At 40.4% G+C, this 16,599-nt stretch carries 16 protein-coding genes; 7 read left to right on the top strand and 9 right to left on the bottom strand.

What is annotated here, in order from left to right; all coding sequences use genetic code 11:
• Nucleotides 1-131: 131 nt before the first annotated feature.
• Nucleotides 132-728, top strand: a complete 597-nt coding sequence (locus AC3IRX_RS10330; protein WP_459084601.1) for a Crp/Fnr family transcriptional regulator — start codon at nt 132-134, stop codon at nt 726-728.
• Here the strand turns inward: AC3IRX_RS10330 and asnB are convergent.
• Nucleotides 725-2,374 (bottom strand): asparagine synthase B, encoded by a 1,650-nt coding sequence (asnB, locus tag AC3IRX_RS10335; RefSeq protein WP_489210209.1) that lies wholly within the window; start codon nt 2,372-2,374, stop codon nt 725-727. The two genes, AC3IRX_RS10330 and asnB, sit on opposite strands and share 4 nt — an antisense overlap.
• Nucleotides 2,375-2,620: 246 nt before the next feature.
• A complete protein-coding gene (locus AC3IRX_RS10340; RefSeq protein ID WP_489210210.1) occupies nt 2,621-3,823 on the bottom strand; it encodes an RsmB/NOP family class I SAM-dependent RNA methyltransferase in 1,203 nt (400 codons plus the stop codon).
• A 131-nt stretch (nt 3,824-3,954) separates the two neighbouring features.
• On the opposite strand from AC3IRX_RS10340, the gene AC3IRX_RS10345 reads away from it, so the two are divergent.
• Nucleotides 3,955-4,287, top strand: a complete 333-nt coding sequence (locus tag AC3IRX_RS10345; RefSeq protein ID WP_489210212.1) for a zinc ribbon domain-containing protein YjdM — start codon at nt 3,955-3,957, stop codon at nt 4,285-4,287.
• Nucleotides 4,288-4,542: 255 nt separating this feature from the next.
• Here the strand turns inward: AC3IRX_RS10345 and AC3IRX_RS10350 are convergent, their stop codons facing one another.
• A complete protein-coding gene (locus tag AC3IRX_RS10350; RefSeq protein WP_489210214.1) occupies nt 4,543-5,478 on the bottom strand; it encodes a sulfate/molybdate ABC transporter ATP-binding protein in 936 nt (311 codons plus the stop codon).
• 79 nt (nt 5,479-5,557) lie between these two features.
• On the opposite strand from AC3IRX_RS10350, the gene AC3IRX_RS10355 reads away from it, so the two are divergent.
• A complete protein-coding gene (locus AC3IRX_RS10355) occupies nt 5,558-6,217 on the top strand; it encodes a YceI family protein (RefSeq protein WP_459084607.1) in 660 nt (219 codons plus the stop codon).
• Between the two features lie 212 nt (nt 6,218-6,429).
• Nucleotides 6,430-7,440 (top strand): phenylalanine--tRNA ligase subunit alpha, encoded by a 1,011-nt coding sequence (locus AC3IRX_RS10360; protein ID WP_489210216.1) that lies wholly within the window; start codon nt 6,430-6,432, stop codon nt 7,438-7,440.
• A gap of 60 nt (nt 7,441-7,500) precedes the next feature.
• Here the strand turns inward: AC3IRX_RS10360 and AC3IRX_RS10365 are convergent, their stop codons facing one another.
• The 3 genes from AC3IRX_RS10365 to AC3IRX_RS10375 all read right to left on the bottom strand — a co-directional run bounded on the left by AC3IRX_RS10365 (nt 7,501) and on the right by AC3IRX_RS10375 (nt 11,709).
• On the bottom strand, nt 7,501-7,866 hold the full coding sequence (locus tag AC3IRX_RS10365; protein WP_489210218.1) for a hypothetical protein: 366 nt from the start codon (nt 7,864-7,866) through the stop codon (nt 7,501-7,503).
• 543 nt (nt 7,867-8,409) lie between these two features.
• Entirely contained in the window at nt 8,410-10,872 is a 2,463-nt protein-coding gene (locus AC3IRX_RS10370) for a DUF5916 domain-containing protein (protein ID WP_489210220.1), read from the bottom strand.
• A 69-nt stretch (nt 10,873-10,941) separates the two neighbouring features.
• Complete coding sequence (locus AC3IRX_RS10375; RefSeq protein WP_489210221.1) at nt 10,942-11,709, bottom strand: DUF3108 domain-containing protein; 768 nt, start codon at nt 11,707-11,709, stop codon at nt 10,942-10,944.
• 155 nt (nt 11,710-11,864) lie between these two features.
• Between AC3IRX_RS10375 and AC3IRX_RS10380 the strand changes: the two genes are divergently transcribed.
• Together AC3IRX_RS10380 and AC3IRX_RS10385 are read left to right on the top strand one after the other, a co-directional pair.
• Nucleotides 11,865-12,920: an NAD(P)/FAD-dependent oxidoreductase gene (locus AC3IRX_RS10380; protein ID WP_459084398.1), complete on the top strand. Its 1,056-nt coding sequence runs from the start codon at nt 11,865-11,867 to the stop codon at nt 12,918-12,920.
• A 17-nt stretch (nt 12,921-12,937) separates the two neighbouring features.
• On the top strand, nt 12,938-13,270 hold the full coding sequence (locus AC3IRX_RS10385; RefSeq protein ID WP_489210223.1) for a 2Fe-2S iron-sulfur cluster-binding family protein: 333 nt from the start codon (nt 12,938-12,940) through the stop codon (nt 13,268-13,270).
• A 125-nt stretch (nt 13,271-13,395) separates the two neighbouring features.
• On the opposite strand, the gene AC3IRX_RS10390 is transcribed toward AC3IRX_RS10385, so the two are convergent.
• The gene (locus tag AC3IRX_RS10390) at nt 13,396-14,838 is read right to left on the bottom strand and encodes an aminoacyl-histidine dipeptidase (protein ID WP_489210225.1); all 1,443 of its coding nucleotides are present in this window, start codon (nt 14,836-14,838) and stop codon (nt 13,396-13,398) included.
• Nucleotides 14,839-14,922: 84 nt separating this feature from the next.
• On the bottom strand, nt 14,923-15,438 hold the full coding sequence (locus AC3IRX_RS10395; protein WP_489210227.1) for a hypothetical protein: 516 nt from the start codon (nt 15,436-15,438) through the stop codon (nt 14,923-14,925).
• A 92-nt stretch (nt 15,439-15,530) separates the two neighbouring features.
• Here AC3IRX_RS10395 and recR point away from each other — a divergent pair, with 92 nt between their 5' ends.
• On the top strand, nt 15,531-16,142 hold the full coding sequence (gene recR / locus AC3IRX_RS10400) for a recombination mediator RecR (protein WP_489210229.1): 612 nt from the start codon (nt 15,531-15,533) through the stop codon (nt 16,140-16,142).
• Nucleotides 16,143-16,244: 102 nt separating this feature from the next.
• Here the strand turns inward: recR and secG are convergent, their stop codons facing one another.
• Nucleotides 16,245-16,586 (bottom strand): preprotein translocase subunit SecG, encoded by a 342-nt coding sequence (gene secG, locus AC3IRX_RS10405; RefSeq protein WP_489210231.1) that lies wholly within the window; start codon nt 16,584-16,586, stop codon nt 16,245-16,247.
• Nucleotides 16,587-16,599: the final 13 nt, after the last annotated feature.

Raw genomic sequence — 16,599 nt, forward strand, 5'->3', positions numbered from 1 at the left:
TATGGGTTGAAAGAAGGGGGCTAGATTTTCTGCTTATTCTTACAGGTAAAGGAAATCACTTTTTCCTTCTCATTCTGCATTGCAACTAGGAATAAAATATGTAATTTAGGCTTACCATTAAGCTCCTACAGATGATTATTCCTGATTCTTTATTTCCACAATGCGGCGCTCAAGTAAAACGATATAATCCTGGTGATCTTATCTTTTCAGAAGGGCAGTACGCGCATTTCTTCTATCAACTTCAAGAAGGTAAAGTAAAACTGAACAATTACAATGAGGAAGGCACGGAGTTTTTACAAAATATTGTGCATGCCGGCGATTGTTTTGGGGAGTCTATCCTCTTTACTGCGCATGCTTACCCTATGAATGCAGAAGTTTTAGAAGAGTCTCTGGTCTTAAAAGTTCCTAAAGATTCTTTTTTCGAAATTCTTGCGAAAAAACCCGAAATCTGGATGAAATTAAGTCAACGGATGGCCGAAAGGCTTTATTTTAAGCAGGTTATGCTACAAAACAATGCCCTTCGAAGTCCTTCAAGCAAGCTCTTAGCTCTCTTGTTTTATTTTAAAAGTTTTAGCGACGAGCAGGAGCCCTTCTGTTTTAAAGTAAATTATACACGGCAACAATTGGCTTCGCTTACGGGGCTAAGTGTAGAAACTGTAATTCGTACGATTAAACAGCTAGAAAAAGAAAAGGAGCTACAAATTAAAAATAGCAAAGTCTATCTTTAATAGCTAACTAGGTGAACACTTACGCTACGACCACTTGGATCGTTTGCGTTTTTGAAAGATTCATCCCATTCTAAAGCTGCCGGCGTAGAACAAGCAACCGAAGCTGCAGAAGGGACTGTTCTGGCCGCAGATTCACTAGGGAAATGGGCTTCAAAAAGTGCGCGATAGCGGTATTCCTCTTTGCTTTTTGGGGGTTGGATTGGATATCTTTCCTCTGCGAATTCCATCATTTCGTCCGTAATTTCATTTTGAGCGACTTGTTTTAGAGTGTCGATCCAAGCATATCCCACGCCGTCACTAAACTGTTCTTTTTGTCGCCATAAAACCTCGTTAGGAAGTAGTCCTTCAAACGCCTTTCTTAGGATGTATTTTTCAATTTTACCTTCGGAAAGAGAAATCATTTTTTCCTGAGGATCCACTTCCATGGCAATGTCAATAAATTCTTTGTCTAGGAAGGGAGTGCGGCCTTCTACGCTAAAGGCCATTAGTGATTTGTTTGCTCGAAGGCAGTCGTACTGATGGAGGCCTTCAAGTTTAGAGACCGTTTCCTCATGAAAGGCCTGGGCACTTGGAGCTTTGTGAAAATACAAGTAACCGCCAAACAATTCGTCAGACCCTTCTCCTGAAAGAACCATTTTGATGCCAAGTTTGTTGATCTCTCGGGCGAGTAGGAACATGGGAGTAGAAGCTCTTATGGTGGTCACGTCATACGTTTCTAAGTGGTAGATTACTTCCGGAATTGCCTGTAATCCCTCTTCAAGAGTAAAATGAATTTCATGATGAATCGTGTGAATGTGATCGGCCACTTTTTGCGCGGCTATTAAATCTGGAGATCCTTTTAATCCAACAGCAAAGCTATGAATTTGGCTTTCCTTCTTGCCGGTTCTAATTCGCTCGTGTTTTGCAGCGAGTGCTGCAATTAGAGAGGAATCCAGTCCTCCTGAAAGGAGCACACCAAAGGGTACTTCACTCATGAGCTGTCGTTCAACCGCTTTGTCAAGCCCATGGGCTATGTCTTGCAAAGAAGATTTTCGTTGTGGCAATTGGGAGAAGATTTTCCACGTAGGACTGTACCACTCCTTAGGCTCCATGCCTTCGGCACTGTATAGATAATTTCCTGGTAAAAAATTTTTAATTTCTAGGCCTTTGTTCTCGAGCGCTTTGAGTTCGGATGCAATGTAAAGAGTCCCTTTTTCATCAGTTGCGCTGTAGAGTGGGCAGATTCCCATGGGGTCTCTTGCAATTAAAAAGTCACCTGTGACACGGTCGTATAGGGCCAAAGCAAAAATGCCATTGATTTTTTCTAGAAAATTGGTAGCGTGGCGCTGATAGAGCGCAAGGATCACTTCTGAGTCGCTTTGAGTCTGAAACTCGTAGTCCGGAAATTCTGCCTTAAGTTCTTTGTAGTTGTAGATTTCTCCATTGATCGCGAGGACGTAGCGCGAGTCTTTGCTGTATAGGGGTTGAGCTCCGGATTCTAAATCCATGATGGCCAGTCTTTCATGCGCAAGGATGATATGATCATCCTGAAAGAAACCGTTTCCGTTAGGACCCCGATGTCTAAGAAGTTGAGACATTTTCAAAACGGATTGTTTGTCCTTTTCGGTTGTTTGTGTTGCTTTAAATAGTCCTGTAATTGCGCACATATTGTAAGAGTTTGTTTTGTGAATTTGTATGTTAAATTATTTTACAAATCTATAGATAGTATTTAAATATAAAATCTGAAATGTGATTTTGGTTTATTTTATACTTAAATTGGTCTTATTGTATGTAAATAATTAAAGTGCTTTGTTTTGTGCAGGAACGAAAGTGAATTTTTTTCATTTGGAAGGGCCACAAAAAAAGCAGCCTTCCGAGGGAAAACTGCTTTTCATTGCTTTAGAGTGGTGGGGTTACAACCGCTCGATTAGAGCCATATAGAATCCGTCATACCCTTGGCTTGGCAAAATTTTATGCTCTTTTTGTAATTTGTAATCGGTATTCTCCTTTAAGAATCGTTCTACCTGCTTTTCATTTTCGGACGGAAGAATAGAGCAGGTGGCATAGATCATTTTGCCTCCTTTTTTGATAATTTTACTGTAGTCGGAAAGGATTTGGAATTGTTCTCCTTTGATTCGGTCAATAAATGCTTGGTCTATTTTCCACTTGCTATCAGGATTTCGTTTTAACACGCCTAATCCTGAGCAGGGAGCATCAATCAAGAGTCGGTCTGCTTTTTCGTGCAAACGTTTAATGACTTTGTTGTCAGAAATAACGCGGGTTTCAATGTTGTGTGCACCCGCACGTTTTGCACGTCTTTTAAGTTCGGCTAGTTTCCACTCGTATATATCGAGTCCGATAATTTGTCCTTTGTTTTGCATTAAAGCAGCAAGGTGAAGGGTTTTTCCTCCGGCTCCTGCGCATACATCAACCACTCGCATCCCTTCTTTCACCTCTAAGAAGTCCCCTATAAGTTGGGAGCTTGCATCTTGAACTTCAAAAAGTCCTTCTTTAAATGCGGAGGTTAAGAAGACATTCTTTTTTTCTTCAAGTTGCACAGCGTAGGGGTAGTTTTTAATTGAAAAACTTTCCACACCTTCTTCTTTCAATTCTGAAATAAGTCCTTTTACGGACGTTTTAAGTGTGTTTGCTCTGAGCACTGTAGGAGCTCTTTCGTTTAAAGCGGTCATTTCTCTTTCCCAATCCGGTCCTAATTCTAGTTCCAGAGTTTGGACTAGCCATTCGGGAATAGAATGTTCAATGGCTTTTGAAGGCAATGTGTTTTTTTCTAGTTTTTTTAGAATGTCTGCAATCTTAATGCCTTCAAATTCTTCAAACTTTTTGTATTTCGTTTTGCTCCATAAGAGATAAGCAATCATTAGTTTGTAAATGTTGCCAGGTTTTACCCCTTCTCCCATGTAATATTCAAGACGTTTCTTCCAACGAATAATGTTGTAAAAGATTTCAGATACAACCGCGCGGTCTTGACTTCCCCATTTTTTATGGGCTTTTAGAAGGCGCTCAATTACTTTGTCTGCGTATTTATTTTTCTCAAAAAAGGTCTCATTTAGGGCGTCGTGTATCCCAATGGCCAAGTTGCGGTGTATAAGTTCCATTTTGCAAAAATACGGTTTTTACAGCAGTCTTTGTTAAGAATTTGAATATTAACTGAAAGCCCTATTCTAGAAGCGCTCTAGGGCTTGTCCCAAGTTTTGGAAATTCTTATCTTTGACTAAAATGACAAATTATGAGTGAGTTAATCCAATGTCCAAAATGTGGGTCAGAATTTACCTACGAACAGGATAATTTGATGGTGTGTTCCCAATGTTTCGCAGAGTGGGATCCCAACGAAGCCAATCAGGAAGATAAAATTCTAGATAGTAACGGGAATGAACTAAAAGATGGAGATTCGGTGGTAGTGGTCAAGGACCTTCCCGTAAAAGGTGCACCCAAGCCTGTGAAGGCGGGTACAAAAGTGAAAAACATTCGTCTTCGTCCGGATAGCGATCATAACATTGATTGTAAAATTGACGGATTTGGCTCCATGGCACTAAAATCGGAGTTCGTAAAGAAAGCCTAAGAGTAAAGTCTCTTTCATACAAATGCAATAGCCGGCCTTAATAGATTTAAGTGCCGGCTACTTATTATAAATGAATTTTGGTCAAAAAAGGGCGATTAGGAAGGGTAAGCAAAATAGAATTAGTTCAGCGTAGCCTAAATGGGCTACTGGAGGTCTCTTCTTTTTTCTTCCATAAGTTAAAGGTAGGAATTTAGTAGGAAGTTACAATTTTATTAAGCTGCATTCTTCTTTAGAGTTATCCACAAATTCACATGACTATGAAAACTCAATTTGAACCTCGCCTGTTAGTTTCGTTTTTGAGTACACGACAAGGGTCGAATCTTCTACTTTCACTTTATTCCAGAAAAAACTACCTGAAAAACGACTTTCTAAAACACTTGCTTTTAAGCCATCCTGCGAAATCTGGATTTGTTCAGGAAAGTAAAAGGATTTTGGAAGTGAAAGTTTATGCTTTAAATCATCGGGAATAATGTTGACCTCTCCTAAGAGCTTTGCTACATAGCTATTATAGGGCTGGGAATAGGTTTCCATAGGACTGTCGTTTTGAATAAGTCGACCGTCTTCCAGAATTAGTACCTGGTCAAGCCATGGCATGATTTCTTGTAGGTTGTGAGTGGAAATTAGAACGGAAATATGGTTGTCCTCGACATAGCGAAAAAGACGCTCTCGAAGCTCAATTTTTCTGGAATAGTCTAGGTTGCTAAAAGGTTCGTCAAGCAAAAGAAGTTTTGGCATGACCGACAGGGCTCTCGCGATTGCAACTCTTTGTTGCTGGCCACCGCTTAAAAATTGGGGTTTTACTTGAGCGAATTCTTGCATGCCAACCACATCGAGTAGTTCGTTTACTTTTTCTCTTTTCTCATTCAGATTGATGTTGGAGATGAATTTTCCCACATTGTCGTATACAGTAGAGTAGGGCATTAGATCGTAATGCTGAGCAACAAGTTTCATTTCTTTCTCGCCTGGGACAATATTCCCTTTCGGTCCTAAAAGTGTCTTTCCATCTAAGGAAATACTGCCGCTTTGCCAGTCTAAGAGACCATAGATGAGACTTAGTAAAGTTGATTTCCCGCAACCGCTTTCCCCAGCGAGTCCGATGATTTTTCCATGATCCACGGAAAGGTGGAGGTTGTTAAAAAGTTTTTGTTCGGGACGATAGGAGAAATCCAGATTTTTTATTTCTAATAGCATTATGCGAAGTTAATATAATGTTTTCGTAATCAAAAAATTTTTCATAGTTTAGCAATAACTCCTAACAATTTAATAATTCATGAAAAGATCGCTTGTATTCTCTCTATTATCCCTCTGTCTCGTATTGGGTTTTTTTGTTTCTTGTACAAAAGATAAGGCTATAGCCAGTGAGACGGGCACAGTGGTGACGGGTAACGAAGGGGTGGTTTACACACTTGACACGCTTAACAGTCGTATGGAATGGATTGGGTACAAAGTGTTTAAATCGCAAAACACCAGCCATTTTGGGAGTATAAAATTTGAAAGTGGAGAAATCACGGTTCATGAAGGAAAGTTAGAGAGCGGTAAATTTGTAGCCGATTTGAATTCTCTTGAGAATATTGATTTGAAAGACGATCCGGAACAACAACAAAAACTCGAAAATCATTTGAAATCTGCAGATTTCTTTGAAGTGGATAAATTTCCAACGGCCTCTTATGAGATAACCCAGGTAAGTGCAGTAGCGGAAGGGGATTACAACACGATTCTTGACGGGAATCTGACGATGAAAGGAATTACAAAACCGGTACAATTTCGTGCGAACGTAACCGTGAATGGAAATGAAGTAAGCATTGCCTCTGAGCCTACTGATATTAAAAGAGAAGATTTTGGTGTAAAATTTCAAGTACCGGCGCAAAACGGTATAATTAAAAACGAAGTAACGGTACAGTTGCTTGTTAAAGCCCTAGAGAAAGTTTAGTATGCTTTCCTTGGCCATTAGGAAGTCGGTTTGAAAAATCGCAATCGTCCTAATGTATTGGAAAATGAAATTGTATGTTGTCCTAGGGGGTTCTCACCGAAGACAATTCAATTTAAGTGTTAATAAGTGAAAAGGTAAAGGTGCCCTGTGGCGCCTTTACTTTTTTTTTCGCCTACGAAATTGTAACTTTGCGACCTTAAGAATGGAATAGCATGTTAGAACAAATCGATGAGTTGCTTTTAAAGGTACAGAGCTTTACCGCTACAACAGCCGAAGAAATCGAAAAATTCCGCATAGAGTATAGTGGAAAAAAAGGAATACTTAACACACTTTTTGATAAGTTTAAAGAAGTTCCAAATGACCAGAAGAAAGAATTTGGTCAAAAAATAAATGCGTTGAAAATGGCTGTCGCTCAGAAGCTTGAAGAACTTAAAGGGCAGACTCAAACTGAGGTGATCTCTGAGAAGGAAGACTGGTCCCGTCCAGGTCTACCGCTTGAGCTAGGAACGAGACATCCCATTAATTTAGTCAAAATGCGCATCATAGAAATCTTCAAATCCATTGGATTTGCCGTTTCGGACGGTCCCGAGATTGAAGATGACTGGCATAACTTTAGTGCCTTGAATTTACCTGAATACCACCCAGCAAGAGATATGCAGGATACCTTTTTTATTGAACAGGATCCTGATATTTTGCTAAGAACGCATACCTCTTCTGTGCAGATTCGATACATGGAATCAAATGAGCCGCCGATTCGTATTTTGTCTCCAGGTAGAGTCTTTAGGAACGAAGCAATTTCTTCTCGTTCGCATTGTATTTTCCACCAAATTGAGGGACTTTATATTGACAAGAAGGTGAGTTTTGCAGATTTAAAACAAACGTTGCAATATTTTACGACTGAGCTCTTTGGTAAATCAAAAATCAGACTGCGTCCCTCTTATTTTCCCTTTACAGAGCCAAGTGCTGAAGTAGATGTATATTGGGGACTTAACTCCGAGACCGATTACAGGATTACGAAGGGTACCGGTTGGCTTGAAATTATGGGTTGTGGAATGGTGGATCCTGCCGTTTTAACAAATGTAAACATTGATCCAGACCAATATTCTGGTTTTGCTTTCGGTATGGGAATAGAACGGATCGTGATGTTACTTCATCAAATGGGTGATATCCGAATGTTCTTTGAGAATGACAAGCGAATGCTTGAGCAGTTTAAATCCTTGTAGAGTCTGTTTCAGTTTATCATCCGTCTTCAGTGGGGAATGTTAATACTTTATTTTAATCGGTTAATAAGAGTTGAGTTCTTTCACGAACATTTCAAGTATTTCATCTTCCCATAATTTGATTAATTTACGATCTGCCGCCGACTTTTTTCCTGTTTTTGGGTCGGTTATTAGGACGGAATCCATGGTAAAATAAAAGCCTTTTTCTGTGAAGTCCATCACGGTTCTGGAAAAGACGTTCTTGGTCTTTGTTGTGAATTTAATTCGATCCTCACTAGCGGAAACGATTTCAAACCCGCCCCCAATGTCTAGCTTATCATAATATATTTCATGTGCGTCGTCCATCGATATGCCTGCAGGATACTTGGTGTATTGTTGAGAAAATAGACTCGTAGAGAATAATGCAGCTACTAATAATAATGTTTTCATAAGTTGGTTTTTGTTTTGTATGATTTTTCTATTTCGAGAGACCTCCAGTTGTTATCAAAGCTAATCATGTGTTCTAGCCTTACAGCCATTTTTCAACTTGAAAAGCTCTATCCTTCTATAAATAATTACTTGTATTATAGCTATGGTGATTTACATACGTACAGTCTGAATTGGACACCTTTTGTACTGGTAGGGAAGACGCTATTTCTAGGGTCCTTTTCTTTTCAATTGGATGCAATACTTTAATGATATTGAAATCTGATTTTTTTACGGCTAAATACTAGGGATTGACAATTAGGTCACTAAAGATAGTGATAAAGGTATGAAAATTTTTAAACCTGCCCAGTTTGTGTTCTGAATTGATTTATTATTCAAATTTAAAATGTTGAGCATCGCAAATTTCGTGACAAAGGAATCGCAGTTTATTTTGGTTTCTTTGTAGTTTTAAAAGAGCTCTCCCTCTAAAAATGCCCCTAAAAAGTGTCTTACTTTTGGGGGCAGTGCAAAAGCGGCACTAATAGCTTTCCAGGGAGTTACAAGGAGCTATAATATGGGGTTTATTTTTCTGCCTTTCAACATACGTTTTGCTGCATTGTAATCGAGGTAGTAAGTCACTTTTAAGGAAAGGGTATTGAGCATAGGTTGATCAAATACATTTTGCAAATTGTGTTTCAAATTGTTAATTGCTTGTGCTTGATAGCTGTCTGCTGCGTTACGATATAGCAGTGTGAGCTGGCTGCCAGGCGCAAACCACCAGCTGTACCTCAAATCAAGATTCCAGAAATTATAAGATCCATCTTGACTGGTTAAATAAGAGGTGGGATTTAAGTTCCCATCCAGAGCTAAACTATGGAAATCGAGGTAATTAACAGTAGACAGGTAATGACGAAATGAAAGATTTAAGGACATTTTTTCGTTAAAAATGTATTGTGATTCAATTGAGTTTTCAAAGGTATGCACATCACGTCTCCCCATTATAATATCTCCTTTGTTGATCTCGACGAAACCTATATCACGAAGATGAATGTCTGTGTTAAATCCATATTCTATCGAGAAGCGATCCGATACACGGTATCGAAAATCAAGTTCCGTGACATATCGGGTCCTACCTGGCTGGTCGTATGTGTAGATTTCGGTATAACCTCCATAGCTAAGTTTTTTACGTTGATCAGAATTGTAGAAAATCCACGGATTCACCATCATGGGTACATTCAAGTGTCTACCAAACATCCGCGGCTCATACATATCCTTCTCACCGAAGGGAGTCACAAGGAGACCAAGCCCCATGTTCTGAAATTTTTTATTGGTCAAACTCAGGGTTTGATGGATGTCGAAGCTTCTATATTGATAGGGTTCTAATCGATTTGAGTAGTTTACATTTAGCTGGTAATTTAGATTGTTTAGATTTCCTCTAGGGTTTAAATATCGATAGGAATAATATCCGTGATAATTCACGAAATTATTACCTCCTGTATAGCCTAAATCGTCGATTGAGTAATTTTTAGTCCTAAGTTTTGCATCTAGAGTGTAGCGATGTGCGCCAGCGGTTTTACCTGCTCCAAGCGAAGCCTCGGTACCGTATAGATATCCGTTTGAATTCACGATGCTTTGTTTTAAACTTCCAAAGACATTGTAAGTGTTTTCTTTGTTTGAAATGTCAGCTAGTAAAGCGCTTACATTGGCATCTCGAAAATGTCCATCCCGCGTTACATTCGTGTTGACTAGGGTAACAGAGGAGTTCCCACCAAATCGTTGGTCGAGAACCAGTACGTTGTAATTGCTCCAAGGCTCTAGTACCACTTCTCTTGATTCCCCTGTGCTGGCATTGGATACATTGGTGGAGAGTTTTTCCGTGACAGCATTGAATACACCAATGCCTAGTCCTTTTTTAGTCCTTCCCGAGAGCTTTATCGCATTGAATAAATTCACTTTGGCTGCTGTGGCCTCTGCTTCTTCGCCGGGTTGAAGATTTAGGCTCCCCGTAGGACTTCCTCCCACTCTGCGCGAATAGAATAGGTTGCCTTTTCCAAAGAGTTCGGTTCCTTCCATAAAGAAAGAGCGGTTCTCTTCGTATTGTTGTTCAAACGGACCCAGATTTAGTACAGCCTCGTCAAAGGAAGCCTGGCCAAAGTCGGGTATAAGGGTCATATCTAATGTGAAGGCTTCATTGAGACCGTATTTTAAATCCATACCCCCATTCACATTCAAATCGCTATTTTGCTTGTAATTCGTAAAATAGCTTGATAGATAGGGAGTGAAGGAAAGTCTCGTAGGGGGACTTAAGTTTTCCATACCTGTTAGAAGCCCGTCATACAATAAAAACGAACCCTTCGCATTGTCGACAAAATTCCATGTATATTGAATTTGCTTTTTTTGCAAGTTGGTGATGAAATTGATTCCCCATTTTTGAATTTGTTCTTTTGGGAATCGTAATTCAGAATACGGAATTTTTATTTCCGTTTTCCAGCCTTTGTCGTCGCGTTTTACGGCGCTGTACCAAATGGCATTCCAGCTGTAGTCATCGTTTGCGTTAATTAAGATCTTTGCATCGGCTTGGACGCCTGAGGCTTGTACCAAAAATAGCAAACTTTGCTGGTTATCGTTATTTCCATTCAACGTAATTGCGAAAAAATCATCATTTCCAATTTGATCCCTTTCCATTAGCTCGCGAGCTATTTCGTCGGGATTAGGATGAAGTATTTGTACTCCAAAATAGATTCCGGTATCGTCATATAAGACTTTGACCGTGGTGGCATGCTCTTGGAGTTCTTTTTGGCCCTTGTTTGGAGATCTTTCGATAAATTGATTTGCTATAGGCGCGTTTGCCCATACGTCTTCGTCCATGACTCCATCAATTCGAATGGGGCTTGAGGTACGTACAGTCACAATCTCCTTTGGAGGTTGAACCGTGGGGGTTTGCTGCGCCTGGGCCAAGCCAATTGCAAATAAAAAACAGCTAAGCGTAAAGTATACTTTCATCGTAAGGTCCATCTTACTATAGGACACTAGAAGACTTTACTTTGTTACATCGAAAAGGAAATTAATTGAAAAAAAACGAAAATAGGATCGTTTTTTTTACTTGAATTTCAACGGATATTTCACGTTAGAATAATTTTCAATGCTTGCTTTCAGAGAGCCGACCGTTAGCTCCGCTTGGACTAAAAGCGGTACATGGTTGCGATCATTTGAAATCCACATAGTCACGCCTTCTCTCGCCTTGAATACGCGTCCGCTCAACACCATAGGGGTGATTCGAATGGCATTAATGGATCCGAATTTTGTTTTTATGGTTTCGTATTTGTCAACACGAAGTTGGAATGGAAAAAGATTGTCGTCAATCCAAACGTTCATTTTTATCGTTCGTCCAGGTTTAAGTTCTAGGCTATCCAATCCTCTCAAATGGTAAAAAGCCGATAGCATGTCTTGTATTCCTTTTACAGTTTGAATTCTCCTTGGAGGATTAGAAGGCGTTTTCTTGTCCGTGAGTACAAGGCTGTGATTGCGCTGGTTGAATTTTGCTTCTAGATGCTGCGAATACCCCCCTTCTTTTACATTCCGGATGTAAAAGCTTGGAAGTCCTGTGTTAAAATTGATATAACTTTCGTACAAATCATTCACTCTAAATAGGGCTCTTACAGCACCTGTCGACTGCCCTATACCTTTTACATAGAGATGGGGCAAGCCTCCGTACGTGGTTTTTTGCGCAGACAAAGTCGCTGTACCCGCATTCAAAACGCCGTAATGAATTCTATAGTGCAATATTTCGCCTGATTTAATGTTTTCTAACTGCCCATACCCAAAGACTAGGAAAGAGAGAAAGAATAGGCTGAAAATTTTCTTCATAGCATGTGTTTTGCAAATACTTTGCCATTGTTAAAAATGCTTCTATTGTGATATAAATCAGCTAATAGGTCAATTCGTACTTAGCCGTTTGCGAGGCTAATTTCGTATTTTTTTTGTACTTTCGCAAAGTTTAAATAACCAAATTTTAAAGAGCAATGATCACGACCGACTTACTTATAATCGGCGCTGGACCTACCGGTCTTTTTGCCGTGTTCGAAGCAGGATTACTTAAAATAAAATGCCACATTATTGATGCGCTTCCTCAGCCTGGAGGTCAGCTTTCTGAACTTTATCCTAAGAAGCCCATTTTTGACATCCCTGGATTTCCAAGCATTAATGCAGGTGAGCTTGTGGATAATTTGATGGAACAGATCAAGCAGTTTCAACCGGGCTTTACTTTAGGAGAAACCGCCGTAAGCCTTGAAAAAGTTGATGACGATTACTTTGAAGTGGTGACAAACAAAGGAACTGTGCATCGCGCAAGAGCGGTTGCCATTGCAGGAGGCTTAGGTACCTTTGAGCCTCGTAAACCTGAGCATTTAGAAAACCTAGCCCAATTTGAAGAGAACGGGATAGAATACTTTGTAAAGGACCCAGAGCATTTCAGAGGAAAAAAAGTAGTGATCGCTGGAGGTGGAGATTCTGCCTTAGATTGGAGTATCTTTTTGGCTGACATTGCAAGCAGTGTCACGTTAATTCATAGAAGAAATGAATTTAGAGGAGCACTCGATTCAGTAGAGAAAGTTCAAATTCTTAAAGATCAAGGTCGAATTAACCTAATTACACCGGCTGAAGTGAAGTCACTGAAAGGTGGCAGTCATTTAGAAAGCATTACGGTGGAAACCAATGGGGAATCTCTTGAAATTGAAACCGATTTCTTTATTCCACTTTTCGGACTAACACCGAAATTAGGGGATTTAAACAATTGGGGACTTGAGATTGAAAAGAATGCAATCAAAGTAAACAATTCTCTAGATTACCAAACCAATATTGAAGGCGTATATGCCATAGGGGATATCAATACCTACCCAGGAAAGTTGAAACTGATCTTATGTGGATTCCACGAAGCTACCCTTATGTGTCAAAGTGTTTATAACCGTATGAACCCAGGAAAAAAATTCGTTTTAAAGTACACGACGGTAAGTGGAGTAGATGGGTTTGACGGAAGCCGTAAGGAAGCGGAAAAAGCCGTGGTTAAGAAAATTGATTAATCTAAACAAGTTGTAGAATGTCAGACATCACCGTAAATCTTATTGACCGCGAAGGTGTGCGCCATGAAATGGTGGTACCCACCGATATGTCCATGAATTTGATGGAAGCGATTCGCTCTTATGAGCTAGCGGAGGAAGGGACCATTGGCGTATGCGGCGGAATGGCTATGTGCGCATCCTGTCAAGTCTATGTACTAGGAGGTCAGGATTCACTAGAAGAGATGGGAGACGAAGAGGATGCCATGCTTGGTGAGGCCTACCACGTGAAAGAAAACTCTCGTTTAGGCTGCCAGATCTTTTTAACGCCAGAACTTGATGGATTAGAGGTCGCTCTCGCACCTTATCCGTAAACCAATAGCAAGAACAAACAAAGAGCCGTCTCCATTTCTATGGGGATGGCTCTTTGTTCAAAATAGTGTCTTTTTTGCATTCACGACCCTTTATAAGGTATGCCGCAAAAGGCGCTATTCCTTTTTTATTTCTCAGGAATGTTTTTGAGAATTTCTTTTAAGAAATCCCAGAATTTTTGAGTAGAAGAAATGCTTGCTTTCTCGTCCGGCGAGTGAGCTCCTCTGATCGTAGGTCCAAAACTAACCATTTCCATCTCGGGGTAATTGGCTCCAATAATTCCGCATTCTAGACCCGCGTGGCAGGCAACCACTTGCGGTTTTGATTTGAATTTCTCCTCGTAGATCTTTTCCATGATTTTCACGATTTCAGAGCCAGGTTTTGGTTTCCAACCTGGATAGGCGCCGCTTAGTTCCACTTCCATTCCGGCTAAGGTAAAGACCGCTTCAAGTTGATTGGCTACGCTGGTCTTACTCGATTCTACAGAAGAGCGAGAAAGACATAAGATTTTTAGGTCTCCGTCTTTAAGTTCCACTCTTGCTATGTTGTTAGAGGTTTCTACTAAATCTTCTACATCCGGGCTCATACGATACACTCCGTTGTGAGCAGAACTTAGCGCTAGGACTACTTTTTTAGAATCCAGCGCAGAAATTGCTTTCTTTTCAGTTGAAAAGTTTTCGACTTGAATCACTAGGTCTTTTTCAACGCTCGCGAACTCTTCCAGGATTTCTGCTTTTAGAGCGGTACACGCTTCAATGAATTCTACGGCGTGGCGTACGCTTACAACCGCAGAGGCTTCTCTAGGAATCGCATTGCGAAGGCCTCCTCCGTCGATGGAGACAAGTTCGAGGTTTTGATCTTTTAATCCTAAATGGAGAAAACGGGCAAGAAGCACATTTGCATTCCCTAATCCTTTGTGGATGTCCATTCCGGAATGTCCCCCATTAAGTCCTTTAATTTCGATCTTTACTCCCATACCGCTTGCGGCCTGAAGGGGGTAGTTTGCTCTTGCACTTACATCTACGCCACCAGCACAGCCGATGTCAATTTCATCGTCTTCCTCGGTGTCTAAATTGAGAAGGATTTCTCCAGTTAATTCTCCCGGTTGAAGACCCATTGCACCTGTCATGCCGGTTTCTTCATCAATTGTGAATAAGGCTTCCAAAGCAGGATGAGGAATGTCGGTAGATTCTAAGATGGACATAATGGCTGCGACTCCAAGTCCATTGTCCGCGCCTAGAGTGGTTCCCTTTGCTTTTACCCAATCTTGGTCAATTTCCATTTGAATACCCATGGTATCAAAGTCGAAATTGACGTCGTTGTTTTTTTGGCAAACCATATCTAAGTGAGATTGCATCACAATGGTTTTTCGAGATTCCATGCCTGGGGTGGCTGGTTTTCGTATAATCACATTGCCTACAGAATCTACTTTTGTATCAAGCCCTAGGCTCGTACCAAATTCTTGAATAAAGGCAATGACTTTTTCTTCTTTTTTGGAAGGTCTTGGAATGCTATTTAGCTTTTCAAAATTTTTCCAAATGACCTTAGGTTCTATTGTGGTTAAATTCATAAAAGTTGATTTTGCTCAAATTTAAGGATTAAATTGTGCAACTGAAATTTTCTCAGCCCTAAGTTTACGCTTGTTAAGGAAATTTTAACATCCACATTCGCCGTAAATCGGAGATTCGATGACAATCCCTTGCTCTGTCGTAAGTGTCATTTTGCCGTGATAAAGAGCCGTCTCTACTTCTCCTTGATCAATTTTTTTAGCCTTCAGTAGGAGATTGAAATCTTTTCCTTTGGATTCTAGAACAAGACTGTCGTTTCCTGTGACCTCATTTTTGTCGCCATACTTAATTTGCATCTCCTTGTCGCCAAGTTGCAAAAAGACGCTCTTTTCAAAATCGTCTACATAAATGTAGTTTTGATTAATGAACTCCCTTCGACTGGCCGCGAAATAGCAAGAACAGCCCTCCACTTGTTGGGGGAACGCAAAAGATTTGAAAGTGGGTTTTTCGCCCTTTTCCAATGCTTTCTGTACGGACGAGTTTGCAAGGGTTGGACTAGTTTTCATTTCGGCTTTCGATGAGGTCTCCTTCTTCTGACAAGAAGAGAGTAGCAAGGCACTTAGGATTAAGGAAAAAACGAAATAGGTTTTTAGTCTCAGCATAGGTTTCATTTGATATTCAAAGATAAGTGGAAATCCATTAGTTTCCTATATGGAATTTCTTTAGGCTCAGTCAAATATTTTATCTTTGCGCGATGGAGTATCCAAGTAAAGTTTTATCAAAAGCAGTAGAAGAGATTTCGGGGCTTCCAGGAATTGGGAAAAAGTCTGCACTTCGCCTTGCACTTCATCTTCTAAAACAGCATGATTCTCAAGCGTTAGCGCTATCTGAGGCCATTGCAAAATTAGTGACTGAAATTAAGTATTGCAAAGAATGCCACAATTTTTCAGACGAAGAGGTATGTGATTTGTGTCGAAGCGAGAATAGAGATTCTTCCCAAATCTGTGTGGTGGAAGACGTAAGAGATGTAATGGCCATTGAGAACACGGGCAAGTTTAAAGGCAAATACTTAGTTCTAGGAGGCAAGATCTCCCCGATGGAAGGGGTCGGACCCTCGCAGCTTAATATAGGGGCTTTAGAGTCTAAACTTAATAGCGGAACCATAAGAGAGCTTATTTTCGCCTTGAGTGCCACCATGGAAGGAGATACCACTGCGTACTATCTTTATAAAAAATTAAAGTCGCATCCCGTCACATTTTCCTCCATTGCAAGAGGAATCTCGGTAGGGGATGAACTTGAATATGCTGATGAAATTTCTTTGGGTCGTTCCATTCAAAACCGAGTACCCTACAGGGAGTCGGATTAAGAGAAGCTATACAAATGCAAAATCGACCTTAATTTCAAATTAAGGTCGATTTTTTATTGTACTGTTTTCCCCGATCGTACTCGAGGTAAACGTAAGCTCTTTCTATTTGGTTGTAGGTAGGGTCGCAGCCGGTGTACTTTGTGCAGGCGCCGAGGTTGCAGGTGCTGTGCTTTGTGCAGGAACGGCTTGACGAACGGCCTTCGGGCTAGGTTTAGCAGTCAAAACTACACTTAATACAATTAAAGCTACAATGACAATCCCAAGTGTCCATGTCGCTTTTTCCATGAAGTCGTTTGTTCTCTGAACCCCAAATTGAGCGGCTCCTGAACCCCCGAATGTTCCTGATAATCCTCCTCCTTTTGGGTTTTGTGCCATCACAATGATGATCAGTAAAACCGATGCGATGATGATTAGGATCATGAATAATGTAAAAATTGTACCCATCTGTTGTCTTAAA

It is taken from the genome of Epilithonimonas sp. KH_059 (assembly GCF_057838485.1).